This is a genomic window from Mucilaginibacter sp. JRF, from assembly GCF_015223065.1.
Classification (GTDB): domain Bacteria; phylum Bacteroidota; class Bacteroidia; order Sphingobacteriales; family Sphingobacteriaceae; genus Mucilaginibacter.
The window spans coordinates 374,099-386,495 of the sequence record NZ_JADFBY010000004.1; the positions used below are offsets into that span (position 1 = coordinate 374,099).

General features: G+C 41.6%; 13 protein-coding genes and 5 tRNA genes. All 18 read right to left on the reverse strand.

What is annotated here, in order from left to right; all coding sequences use genetic code 11:
* Positions 1 to 56 precede the first annotated feature (56 nt).
* The 18 genes from rpoB to IM792_RS13105 all read right to left on the reverse strand — a co-directional run bounded on the left by rpoB (position 57) and on the right by IM792_RS13105 (position 12,321).
* Positions 57 to 3,860: a DNA-directed RNA polymerase subunit beta gene (gene rpoB / locus IM792_RS13020; RefSeq protein ID WP_194102311.1), complete on the reverse strand. Its 3,804-nt coding sequence runs from the start codon at positions 3,858 to 3,860 to the stop codon at positions 57 to 59.
* Positions 3,861 to 4,035: 175 nt separating this feature from the next.
* Positions 4,036 to 4,419 carry a 50S ribosomal protein L7/L12 gene (gene rplL / locus IM792_RS13025; RefSeq protein ID WP_194102312.1) on the reverse strand — a complete coding sequence of 128 codons (384 nt, stop codon included), beginning with the start codon at positions 4,417 to 4,419 and terminating at the stop codon, positions 4,036 to 4,038.
* A gap of 63 nt (positions 4,420 to 4,482) precedes the next feature.
* Entirely contained in the window at positions 4,483 to 5,004 is a 522-nt protein-coding gene (gene rplJ / locus IM792_RS13030; protein WP_194102313.1) for a 50S ribosomal protein L10, read from the reverse strand.
* Positions 5,005 to 5,006: 2 nt separating this feature from the next.
* Positions 5,007 to 5,705, reverse strand: a complete 699-nt coding sequence (rplA, locus tag IM792_RS13035; protein WP_194102314.1) for a 50S ribosomal protein L1 — start codon at positions 5,703 to 5,705, stop codon at positions 5,007 to 5,009.
* Positions 5,706 to 5,728: 23 nt separating this feature from the next.
* Positions 5,729 to 6,172: a 50S ribosomal protein L11 gene (gene rplK / locus IM792_RS13040; protein WP_194102315.1), complete on the reverse strand. Its 444-nt coding sequence runs from the start codon at positions 6,170 to 6,172 to the stop codon at positions 5,729 to 5,731.
* A gap of 193 nt (positions 6,173 to 6,365) precedes the next feature.
* Positions 6,366 to 6,908 carry a transcription termination/antitermination protein NusG gene (nusG, locus tag IM792_RS13045; RefSeq protein WP_194102316.1) on the reverse strand — a complete coding sequence of 181 codons (543 nt, stop codon included), beginning with the start codon at positions 6,906 to 6,908 and terminating at the stop codon, positions 6,366 to 6,368.
* A 12-nt stretch (positions 6,909 to 6,920) separates the two neighbouring features.
* A complete protein-coding gene (secE, locus tag IM792_RS13050) occupies positions 6,921 to 7,115 on the reverse strand; it encodes a preprotein translocase subunit SecE (protein WP_194102317.1) in 195 nt (64 codons plus the stop codon).
* Positions 7,116 to 7,141: 26 nt separating this feature from the next.
* Positions 7,142 to 7,212, reverse strand: a tRNA-Trp gene (locus IM792_RS13055).
* A 101-nt stretch (positions 7,213 to 7,313) separates the two neighbouring features.
* Positions 7,314 to 8,501 (reverse strand): elongation factor Tu, encoded by a 1,188-nt coding sequence (gene tuf, locus IM792_RS13060; protein WP_194102318.1) that lies wholly within the window; start codon positions 8,499 to 8,501, stop codon positions 7,314 to 7,316.
* Between the two features lie 50 nt (positions 8,502 to 8,551).
* Positions 8,552 to 8,623: transfer RNA gene (locus IM792_RS13065), tRNA-Thr, on the reverse strand.
* A 90-nt stretch (positions 8,624 to 8,713) separates the two neighbouring features.
* Positions 8,714 to 8,786: transfer RNA gene (locus IM792_RS13070), tRNA-Gly, on the reverse strand.
* 86 nt (positions 8,787 to 8,872) lie between these two features.
* Positions 8,873 to 8,953: transfer RNA gene (locus IM792_RS13075), tRNA-Tyr, on the reverse strand.
* Positions 8,954 to 8,990: 37 nt separating this feature from the next.
* Positions 8,991 to 9,063: transfer RNA gene (locus IM792_RS13080), tRNA-Thr, on the reverse strand.
* Positions 9,064 to 9,317: 254 nt separating this feature from the next.
* The gene (gene raiA, locus IM792_RS13085; protein ID WP_194102319.1) at positions 9,318 to 9,665 is read right to left on the reverse strand and encodes a ribosome-associated translation inhibitor RaiA; all 348 of its coding nucleotides are present in this window, start codon (positions 9,663 to 9,665) and stop codon (positions 9,318 to 9,320) included.
* Between the two features lie 12 nt (positions 9,666 to 9,677).
* On the reverse strand, positions 9,678 to 10,571 hold the full coding sequence (locus IM792_RS13090) for a tyrosine-type recombinase/integrase (protein WP_194102320.1): 894 nt from the start codon (positions 10,569 to 10,571) through the stop codon (positions 9,678 to 9,680).
* A 90-nt stretch (positions 10,572 to 10,661) separates the two neighbouring features.
* On the reverse strand, positions 10,662 to 10,856 hold the full coding sequence (gene rpsU / locus IM792_RS13095; RefSeq protein WP_194102321.1) for a 30S ribosomal protein S21: 195 nt from the start codon (positions 10,854 to 10,856) through the stop codon (positions 10,662 to 10,664).
* A 107-nt stretch (positions 10,857 to 10,963) separates the two neighbouring features.
* Positions 10,964 to 11,491: an adenine phosphoribosyltransferase gene (locus IM792_RS13100; RefSeq protein WP_194102322.1), complete on the reverse strand. Its 528-nt coding sequence runs from the start codon at positions 11,489 to 11,491 to the stop codon at positions 10,964 to 10,966.
* Entirely contained in the window at positions 11,488 to 12,321 is an 834-nt protein-coding gene (locus IM792_RS13105; RefSeq protein ID WP_194102323.1) for a helix-hairpin-helix domain-containing protein, read from the reverse strand. The genes IM792_RS13100 and IM792_RS13105 overlap by 4 nt, the downstream gene beginning before the upstream one ends.
* Between the last annotated feature and the right edge of the window lie 76 nt (positions 12,322 to 12,397).

Here is a 12,397-nt window from a genome sequence, read left to right on the forward strand (position 1 = left end):
AATATTTTTAAAGGACTGAATTAAATAAACAATTCAGTCCTTCAATAACTCTATAATTATTCCAGCGTGATATCTAAACCTAAGCCGCGAAGCTCATGAACCAATACGTTGAATGATTCAGGAACTGATGGTGTAGGCAGGTTTTCACCTTTAACAATGGCTTCGTAAGTTTTGGCACGGCCGATAACATCATCCGATTTAACGGTAAGTATCTCCTGCAGGATGTTAGCTGCACCAAATGCTTCCAGTGCCCAAACCTCCATCTCACCAAAACGCTGACCACCAAATTGTGCCTTACCACCCAATGGCTGTTGTGTGATAAGCGAGTACGGACCGATTGAACGGGCGTGCATCTTATCATCAACCATGTGGCCCAGTTTAAGCATATAGATGATACCTACCGTAGTTGGCTGATCAAAACGCTCACCGGTTAAGCCGTTGTGCAGGTACGTTTGACCTGACTCCGGTACGCCTGCTTTTTCGATCCATTGCTCTACCTCTTCGTGGGTTGCACCATCAAAAATAGGAGTAGCGAATTTTACGCCAAGCTCTTTACCGGCCCAACCTAAAACGGTTTCATATATCTGCCCAAGGTTCATACGCGAAGGTACACCCAGTGGGTTAAGTACAATATCAACAGGTGTTCCGTCATTCAGGAAAGGCATATCCTCGTCACGTACAATACGTGCAACAATACCTTTGTTACCGTGGCGGCCCGCCATTTTATCACCCACTTTAAGCTTACGCTTTTTAGCGATGTAAACTTTAGCCATTTGCACGATACCAGATGGCAGCTCATCACCTACGCTGATCGCGAATTTATCACGACGGTAAGCACCCAATTCCTCATTTATCTTGATGTTGTAGTTATGAAGTAGAATTTTGATCTGATCATTCTTATCATCATCAGTTGTCCATTTAGTTGGGTTGATGTTTTCGTAGTTAAGCTCAGCAAGAATTTTTTGCGTGAACTTAACGCCTTTAGCTACAAAAAGCTCTTTATAAACGTTGAATACACCTTGCGAAGTTTTACCATTAACTATTTCAAACAGTTTTTCGATCAGGGTATTTTTCAGCTCTTTTAAAGCTTTATCATGCTTGGTATCCAGTTTCTCTAACTGTGCTTTTTCTTCAGCTTTTGAAGTCTTTTTAGCACGAGAGAACAACTTGGTATCAATAACCACACCGCTTATTGATGGCGGAGTTTTTAATGAAGCATCCTTAACGTCGCCTGCTTTATCACCAAATATGGCGCGTAACAGTTTCTCCTCCGGTGAAGGATCAGACTCACCTTTAGGGGTGATCTTACCGATCAGGATGTCGCCTTCCTTAACCTCAGCACCAACACGGATGATACCGTCTTCGTCAAGGTCTTTGGTAGCTTCTTCAGATACGTTAGGGATATCAGCGGTCAGCTCCTCCTCACCACGTTTAGTATCACGAACTTCAAGCTCGAACTCCTCAACGTGTAATGAAGTGAATATATCCTGCGATACAACACGCTCAGATATTACGATCGCATCCTCAAAGTTGTAACCTTGCCAAGGCATGAATGCCACTTTAAGGTTACGGCCTAATGCCAATTCACCATCTTGTGTAGCGTAACCCTCACAAAGCACCTGGCCTTTTTCAACCCTCTCGCCTTTTTTAACAATCGGCTTAAGGTTCATGGTAGTGCTCTGGTTAGTTTTCTTGAACTTGGTCAGTCGGTATGATTTTGAATCACCATCGAATGATACCAAACGGTCAAGCTCGTTACGGTCATATTTAATACGGATCTCGTTAGCATCAACATACTCAACCACACCATTGCCTTCGGCATTGATCAGGGTACGAGAGTCTTTTGCTACACGTCCTTCCAAACCGGTACCTACAATTGGTGCCTCTGGGCGTAAAAGTGGTACGGCCTGGCGTTGCATGTTCGAACCCATCAACGCACGGTTAGCATCATCATGCTCCAGGAATGGGATCAATGATGCTGCGATTGATGTAATCTGGTTTGGCGCAACGTCCATGTAATCTAACCTTTCAGGCTCAATTACCGGGAAGTCACCCTCAAAACGTGCCTTAACACGTGGGGTATCAAAATTACCTTTATCATCGTACATGGCGTTTGCCTGTGCGATAGTTTTGCCGTCCTCATCCTCTGCTGACAAGTATACTACAGGCTCATCAACTGCTACTTTACCTTCAACCACACGTTTGTACGGAGTTTCGATAAAGCCCAGGTTATTGATCTTGGCGTGTACACAAAGAGAAGATATCAGACCAATGTTCGGGCCTTCAGGAGTTTCGATAGTACACAAACGACCGTAGTGGGTGTAGTGAACGTCACGAACCTCGAAACCTGCACGCTCACGTGACAGACCACCGGGACCTAAAGCTGAAAGACGACGCTTGTGCGTGATCTCCGCCAATGGGTTGGTTTGGTCCATGAACTGTGACAGCTGGTTGGTGCCAAAGAAAGAGTTGATCACTGACGATAGTGTACGCGCGTTGATCAGGTCGGTTGGCGTGAACACCTCGTTGTCACGAATATTCATACGCTCGCGGATGGTACGGGCCATACGCGCTAAACCTACACCGAATTGAGCATAAAGCTGCTCACCCACGGTACGTACACGACGGTTTGACAAGTGATCGATATCATCCACCTCAGCTTTTGAGTTGATCAGTTTGATCAAATATTTAACAATGGCGATGATATCCTGCTTAGTTAATACCTTGATCTCGTCAGAAGTATCTAACTTAAGCTTACGGTTGATGCGGTAACGACCCACATCACCCAAATCATATCTTTTATCAGAGAAGAATAAACGATCGATGATACCACGTGCGGTTTCCTCATCAGGTGGTTCAGCGTTACGTAACTGGCGGTAGATGTGCTCAACCGCTTCTTTCTCTGAGTTTGAAGTATCTTTTTGTAGAGTATTATATATAATGGTATAATCGCCACTGGTTGATGCATCTTCCTTGTTCAGGATGATGGTTTTTACACCAGCGTCAATTATCATATCAATATGATCATCTTCCAGTATAGTTTCACGCTCAAGGATGATCTCATTACGGTCGATAGACACTACCTCACCGGTATCTTCGTCAACAAAGTCTTCAACCCATTTTTTAAGTACCCTTGCAGCAAGCTTACGGCCGATGTATTTTTTCAAGCCTGATTTGCTCACCTTAACCTCGTCGGCCAGTTCAAACAGCTCAAGGATGTCCTTGTCTGAATCGTAACCGATGGCGCGAAGCAGCGTAGTAACCGGGAATTTCTTTTTACGGTCAATGTAAGCGTACATAACGTTGTTAACGTCAGTAGCGAACTCGATCCATGATCCCTTGAACGGAATTACACGGGCTGAGTAAAGTTTGGTACCATTAGTGTGGCGGCTTTGGCCGAAGAACACACCTGGTGAACGGTGCAGCTGCGATACAATAACGCGCTCGGCACCATTTATAACAAAAGTACCTTTCGGTGTCATGTATGGGATAGTACCCAGGTACACGTCCTGTACTATTGTTTCAAAATCTTCATGCTCCTCGTCATTACATGATAACTTAAGCTTAGCCTTTAACGGCACGCTGTAAGTTAATCCGCGCTCAATACACTCTTGTATATCGTAACGTGGCGGATCAATAAAATAATCAAGAAATTCAAGAACGAAGATGTTTCTTGAATCTGAGATAGGAAAGTTTTCGGCAAATACTTTGAACAACCCTTCTTTATAACGGTTGTCTGAAGTTGTTTCCAATTGAAAAAATTCCCGGAAAGATTGTAACTGAACATCCAGGAAATCCGGGTATTCCAATACCTTACGGCTGGTTGCAAAGTTTACTCTTTGATTTTTTGTGTTTGCCAAGGGATTAAAATTTTAGTTTACTTATACTATCAGATATGATCTTGTGTCTGATTATAAGGATGTGAGCGTTGCCTGTGCGGCCATATCTGATGCCTCAAATCCAAAACCTGTATAAACAGCAATAGACCCCGACCTAAAACGGTCGGAGTCTGATGCTATTGTGTGTTGGGTTAACTTATTTAACCTCAACTACCGCTCCGGCTTCTTCTAATTGTTTTTTAAGAGCTTCAGCTTCTTCTTTAGATACACCAGCTTTTAATTCTTTTGGTGCACCGTCAACAAGATCTTTTGCTTCTTTCAAACCAAGACCGGTTAAGTCTTTAACTAATTTTACTACAGCTAATTTCTGACCACCAGCTTCTTTCAAGATAACGTCAAATGAAGTTTTCTCAGCAGCAGCTGGAGCAGCGTCATCGCCACCAGCAGCAGGAGCAGCAACAGCAACAGCTGCAGCAGCAGGCTCGATGCCGTACTCGTCTTTTAAGATTTGAGCTAATTCGTTTACTTCTTTTACTGTTAAGTTTACTAACTGCTCAGCAAACGCTTTTAAATCTGCCATTTTATTTAAATTTTTACTTTAATACTTTGTGTTTGTTAATTGCGAACTTTAATAAGGTGTTCGTTAACCTTCTCTCTCTTGTAATGTTTTTACAATACCTGCCAGTTTGTTTCCGCCTGATTGAAGCGCTGAAACAACGTTCTTTGCTGGTGATTGCAGTAATCCGATGATCTCGCCGATCAACTCTTCTTTTGACTTCAATTTGGTCAAAGTATCGAGTTGGTTATCGCCAATAAATACAGCCGAATCAATATATGCTGCTTTTAAAACCGGTTTGTCACCTTTTCTTCTCAGTTTCTTGATCAACTTAGCCGGAGCTGTTGCTGATTTTGAGAATAATATAGATGATGAACCTTTTAATACATCATAAATCGGATCGAAATCGCCGCCTACAGCTTCCATAGCTTTTTTGATCAAGCTATTTTTTGCTACCTGTATTTTGATGTCATTTTCAAAACACTGACGACGGATATCATTGATTTTTGCAACCGTTAAATCAGCAGTATCAGTAATATAAAAGTTACCGTACTCTTTGATTTGCTCAGTAAGGGCAAGAACAAGTTCGTATTTTTCTTCTTTATTCATGATTAGATCCCCGCTACTGTTTTGGTTTCAATTTCAATTCCTGGCGACATAGTTGCTGAGAGATGGATACTCTTGAAATATGTTCCTTTTGCTGCTGATGGTTTTAATTTTGAGATGGTCTGTAAAATTTCCAGAGCGTTCTCATAAATTTTCTCAGCAGGGAAAGATGACTTTCCTATTGAGGCATGGATGATACCGGTTTTGTCAACCTTAAAGTCGATCTTACCAGCCTTAACCTCAGTTACAGCTTTACCGATATCGGTAGTTACTGTGCCTGATTTAGGGTTAGGCATAAGGTTACGCGGGCCTAATATACGACCTAAACGACCTACCTTAGCCATAACACTTGGCATAGTGATGATAATATCAACATCAGTCCATCCGCCTTCAATTTTGGCAATATAATCATCCAAACCTACGTAATCCGCACCTGCGTCCTTTGCTTCCTGCTCTTTGTCAGGAGTACAAAGTACCAGTACACGTACAGTTTTACCGGTTCCATGAGGTAATGTTGCAATACCACGCACCATTTGATTGGCTTTACGCGGGTCAACACCTAAACGTACATCTATATCTACTGATGCGTCAAACTTGGTTAAAGAAATTTCTTTTACCAAAGCAGATGCATCCTGTAATGAGTATGCTTTATTGGCCTCAATTTTGGATAGTGCCGCTTTTTGATTTTTTGTTAATCTTGCCACTGTCTTAAACTGATTATTATAAATTAATTGTTCCAGGGAGCCGTACCTGATACGTTGATCCCCATGCTGCGTGCAGTACCTGCAACCATTTTCATGGCTGATTCAACTGTGAACGCATTTAAGTCAGTCATTTTATCTTTAGCGATGGTTTCAACCTGATCCCAGCTTACAGTTGCAACTTTTTTACGGTTGGGTTCTGCTGAGCCGCTTTTCAAACCTGATACCTCAAGTAACTGGATAGCTACAGGAGGGGTTTTAATGATAAAATCAAAAGACTTGTCTACGTAAACAGTAATAACCACAGGTAACACTTTACCAGGTTTATCCTGGGTACGTGCATTAAACTGCTTGCAAAACTCCATAATGTTCACACCTTTTGCACCCAATGCAGGGCCAATTGGAGGAGATGGATTTGCAGCGCCGCCTTTAACTTGTAGTTTTACTAACGCACCGACTTCTTTTGCCATTTTAGTTTTACTTTAATTAATTACTCAATGTTAGTAAGTGGAAGCTATGTAACATTTTGTTTGTGAGCGGTGGTTTATGAATAGTAAGTTGTAAAACCCTCTACCTCTAACCCATTCACTCAACTTCTTTTATTAACAAGTTAGCGGTAAAGACAAACAGCTGTCGCTGCTCACTAATTACCGCTTACTATAATCATTCTTTTTCTACCTGCATGTAATTCAATTCAAGCGGCGTACGGCGCCCGAATATCTTTACCATTACCTTCAGTTTCTTCTTCTCTTCGTTCACTTCTTCGATCACTCCGCTGAAACCGTTGAAAGGTCCGTCCATTACCTTTACATTTTCGCCCACATAATATGGTACGTTAATGGTTTCGGTTTGGGCGGTCATTTCGTCAACCTTACCTAAAATACGGTTAACTTCTGATTGGCGTAACGGTATGGCATTTCCGGCTTTATCACCTAAAAAGCCTATTACGCTATTTATATTTTTTATGATGTGCTCAAGCTCACCATCCAGAGCGGCTTCCATTAAAACGTAGCCCGGAAAGTAGTTACGCTCTTTGGCTATCTTTTTGCCATCGCGCATCTGGTAATACTTTTCAGTAGGTATAAGCACCTGAGGTATCAGGTTTGAGATACCTAAGCGGCTAACCTCGGCATCTATATATTGCTTTACCTTTTTTTCTTTACCACTGATGGCTCTAACTACGTACCATTTTAACTGATCACTCATCCTATTCAAAAATTAAGCCAGTGAACTATAGAATTGTTTAAGCACGAAACCAATTAATTGATCCATACCAAAAATTAACGCGGCAATGATGATAGCTGCTATCAACACTAAAATAGCGCTGTTTAGCAACTCTCTCCATGTTGGCCAGGTTACCTTCTCGGTCAACTCTATGTACGACTCTTTTATATACTCAGTTACGTTAGCCATTTTAGTGTTTGCTCTCTCTGTATAAGCACGGGAACAAGGATTCGAACCCTGATCAAAGGTTTTGGAGACCTCTATTCTACCGTTGAACTATTCCCGTGTGTTAGTTTTGTTATATTAAACAAAGTACTCAGAATTGCTTCCGAGTACTTTGTTTTATAATTAACCTAACCTTTACTGCTATTGCAGGATAAGGAGAGATTAGTTTAAGATCTCAGTTACCTGACCAGCACCTACTGTTCTGCCACCTTCACGGATAGCGAAACGTAAGCCTTTTTCCATTGCGATAGCGTTGATCAATTTTACAGTGATCGTTACATTATCACCTGGCATAACCATTTCTACACCTTCAGCAAGTGAAATTTCACCTGTTACGTCAGTTGTACGGAAATAGAATTGCGGACGGTATTTGTTGAAGAATGGAGTGTGACGGCCACCTTCAGCTTTTGAAAGTACGTAAACTTCTGCTTTGAAATCTGTGTGAGGAGTTACTGAACCTGGTTTACAGATAACCATACCACGACGGATATCAGTTTTCTCAATACCACGTAACAATAAACCTACGTTGTCACCAGCTTCACCACGGTCAAGGATCTTGCGGAACATCTCAACACCAGTAACGGTTGATTTTAAGTTCTCAGCACCCATACCCAGGATGTCAACTTGCTCACCAGAGTTGATCACACCACGCTCGATACGGCCAGTAGCAACTGTACCACGACCAGTGATTGAGAACACGTCCTCAACTGGCATCAAGAATGGAAGATCAGTTAAACGTGGAGGGATTGGAATGTAATTATCTACAGCTTCCATTAGCTCCATGATTTTACCAACCCATTTAGGGTCAGCGTTCAAGCCACCAAGAGCAGAACCTTGGATAACTGGAATATCATCACCTGGATATTCGTAGAATGATAATAATTCACGAATTTCCATTTCTACTAATTCTAATAATTCCGGATCATCAACCATGTCAACTTTGTTCATGAAAACAACAAGTGCAGGTACACCTACCTGACGAGCTAACAGGATGTGCTCACGGGTTTGTGGCATCGGACCATCAGTAGCAGCAACTACGATGATAGCACCGTCCATCTGAGCCGCACCGGTAACCATGTTTTTCACATAATCCGCGTGACCTGGACAGTCAACGTGTGCGTAGTGACGGTTAGCAGTTGAGTACTCAACGTGTGCTGTATTAATTGTTATACCACGCTCTTTTTCTTCAGGAGCAGAGTCGATTGAATCGAAAGAACGAGCTTCAGATAAACCCGCATCAGCTAATACTTTTGTAATTGCAGCTGTAAGGGTGGTTTTGCCGTGGTCAACGTGACCAATAGTACCGATGTTTAAGTGCGGCTTACTACGGTCAAACTTTTCTTTTGCCATGATTTATATTAATTTGTAGGTTAATTTAACTTTTATAATTCTCTTACCTGAGCCAACAATGGGATTTGAACCCATGACCTCTTCCTTACCAAGGAAGTGCTCTACCCCTGAGCTACGTCGGCTTATATTTTTTAGTTCCAGTTTACAGTTACCAGTTTTTAGTTTGCAGTTAAACTGCTTACCGCGAACCGCCTTCTGCATACTGTTAACTGAGCGGAAGACGAGGTTCGAACTCGCGACCTATAGCTTGGAAGGCTATCGCTCTACCAACTGAGCTACTTCCGCTTTTTTTTAAAACTCTAAAATCTAAATCCCAAACCCTGAGTGTTACCTTTTGGATTTAGTATTTAGATTTTTAGAATTTACTAATGTGGGGAGAGAAGGATTCGAACCTTCGTAGCCGAAGCAACGGATTTACAGTCCGTCCCATTTGACCGCTCTGGTACCTCCCCAACTTTGTTATTCTCAAATACTCTTGAAACTAACAAGAGCCTCCTATCGGGATCGAACCAATGACCTACTGATTACAAGTCAGTTGCTCTACCAGCTGAGCTAAGGAGGCTTATATCTTTCAACCTTTATCTCTCTGCACTTCCCTTATTTGTGGGTGCAAAGATATCAATGGTTTATTAATTACAAACTTTATTTTTTTATTTTAAAGAACGTCCCTTTTCGTAGTTACAGTGCACTCAAAGCACCCTCCCGAAACGGACTGCAAATCTACAAAATTTTAATGCGCCTCCAAATTTTTTAATAAAAAAAATCGGCGGGTAAAATACCCGCCGATTGGCTATTTGATTTACAGTATTTTACAATTTATATTTCGTACTCAGCATCAGTTAAAATTGATTTTTTAGCCGCTGCTTCGTTGGCATTTTTCTTCTGTTTATGTTTTTCAATTTGTTTACGTAAGCCTTCAATGGCAAGGTCGGTTGCTTCTTCAAACGTCTTGCACTGCTCCTTGGCGAACAATTGGCTGCCCGGAAGCTGCAATTTTATCTCAGTTATTTTGTTTGCTTCGTCTTCAACATTCTCCAGTTTCAGGTAAACTTGGCCACTTACAATATGATCATAAAACGTGTCGAGCTTATCGGCTTTCTTCTGGATAAAGTCTAACAATTTTTTGTCTGCGGTGAAATGGATTGATTGCACTGTGATTTTCATGTTTCCTCCTTTTTAAGCCTTGGGATGGGCGAGTTTATAAATAGACTTTAATCGTTCAACAGAGTTGTGTGTATACACCTGGGTTGCACTGAGATTGGCATGGCCCAAAAGTTCTTTAATAGAATTCAAGTCAGCTCCGTTGTTTAACAAAGCGGTAGCAAAGGTATGCCGCAGCACATGCGGGCTTCGCTTTTTATGGGTTGATATGTAGGAGAGGTATTTTTGCACTATTAAATAAATTAGTTTCGGATACGCGTTTGCTCCTTTATTTGTAACGATCAGCGTTAACAATTTGTTATCAAAATTTTGATTTTTCTTTAACACCACATAATCAGCAAGTAACAAGGCCAATTCGCGGTTAACGGGTATAATACGTTCCTTATTTCTTTTACCTAAAACCTTAATTGTGCCCTCGTATGGGTTAAAATCGTTTTCCTTTAGTCCTAATAGCTCTGCTAAACGGATGCCTGTACCAAATAATAGCTCGATCACCAGCTTATCGCGCTGGCCTTCAAAGCCGCTGTCAAAAACGGTATCGCTATCAAGCATTTTAGCCAGTTTGGCATCCTCAACCACAACGGGCAGGCTTTTCGGAATTTTTGGGGTGTTTACCTTTGCGGCAGGGTTAGCGATTATCACTTGCTCCTGCAATAAAAATTTAAAGTATTTGCGCAGGGTGGCTACTTTACGGTTTATGCTGCGCACGGTGCGCTTATCCTCGTCCATCAGGGTTACCATCCAGCCGCGAATGTCATGATGGGTAATATCGGCCGGGGTTACAGGCGGGTGCCCGTTCGCTGTTAAATGAGCGAAGAATTGTTCCAGATCTGAGCGGTAAGCGGCAATGGTATGCGGCGAGTATCGCTTCTCAAACTGTAGATAATTTATAAAACGCTCTAAAAACATAAAAACTATTTGCGCATCCGTAAATTTGAATGTACAAATAGTTTTTAATATGTTTTATAGAAAAACTGAAATTCTTATCGACTGAAAGAATTACGCAGTAGTATCTAAGTTTAAACCTTGCTTGTAGATAGCGTTTTTAACTGTCGTACGACGAGTAACTGATTTTTTCTCGAAAGCCTGACGACTACGAAGTTCTCTAAGAACACCAGTTTTTTCAAATTTCTTCTTAAAGCGCTTTAACGCCTTGTCTAATGATTCGCCTTCTTTAACGTTGATTATGATCATATGCTCCTTAAATACCTCCTTTCAGGGACGACAAAGGTAGGTATTATGTTTCTATTTTTAAAATACTAATTTGGTTTTATTTTAGTGGCTTATAAGCACTTGTAATTTTAGTACTCGGCCAGTACTATTATGGTATCGCTAAGGGGCTCAATACGCTCCCTTCCGTTTAAAAAACCAAGGCCTACTACAAAGGTAAAACCGGCTACTTCGCCACCCATTTCCTTTATCAGTTCACTGGCCGCGGTAACGGTACCGCCTGTAGCCAGCAAATCATCATGGATCAGCACACGGCTGCCCGGTTCAAAGGCATCGGTATGCAGCTCAATAGTGGCGCTGCCATACTCCAACTCATAAACCTTTTGGGTAACCGCGTGCGGCAGCTTGCCTGCCTTGCGTACCGGCACAAATGGTACACCTAATTTATTAGCGAGCGTAAGGCCGAATAAAAAGCCCCGGCTTTCAATACCCGCTACTACATCTATATGTTGTCCTTTTAGTTTGGCTACAAACTCGTCGGTAATGCTGCCGCATAAACCGGCATCCTTTAATATAGGTGTAATATCCTTGAATATAATTCCAGGTTTCGGGAAATCCGGAATATCACGTATGGCTTGTTTTATTTGCTGCTCTATCATTTATATACGAGGTATGGCTTTATCTTTTGAATTATTTGCGGGTCTAATATCGCAATATCTGCCAAATCATCCGCCGATAAATATTCACCGTGCTGCAAACGGTATTGCACAATGGCATTCGCCTGCTTATAATTAAGGTATGGCAGGCGGTTCAATTCATCTGTTTCGGCAGTGTTAACATTTATTTTTTTAATAGCATTCGGGTTTACCCGAATCTGACCGCTTATCTCTGCGTACTTTTCAGCATCGATGCCATAAACTTCCCTCAGCTGTTGCTTGCTATTGTAACCACCCAACAACTCCCTGTATTTTATTATGCGCGATGCGAATGATTCGCCTATACCATACACTGCTTTTAATTTAGCCACATCGGCACTATTAAGTTCGATGGGTACGGTAAGTTTAGATTTATGCGAGTAAGTGGTTCCCCTATCCGGCAGATCAATAAAGGATTCAATCTGCTTATACTTTTGTGGCGATATACTGTAAAGTTTGGCAACATCGGCTTTGCTGTAAAATTTGCCGCCTTTTTCTTTATAGTGCATAATTACCGTTACCTGCCGCTCGCTCAACCCGAGTTTTTTCCAGCCAGAGAATGACAATGTATCGGGATTGAATTTTGATAGGGTGATTTTGAGTTTAGCGGACTCCCCTCCTACTCCATTGAGCCGTTTTGCTAATATTAGAATTTGTTTTTTATCGATGTGGGGCTCATCATCCGCGTAAAATATATTCCTGATAAATGGCACTGCCGCTACAATGATGAATAATACCACCAATCCGTTCCATGTTTTCTTGCTTATTGCCAGCTGATTTGTAAGATATGCCACTATAGCGAATGTTCAACAACCAATATTTGGATAAAATTGCGGATATTTAGTTTTTTTGTAGACAAAATACCTGATC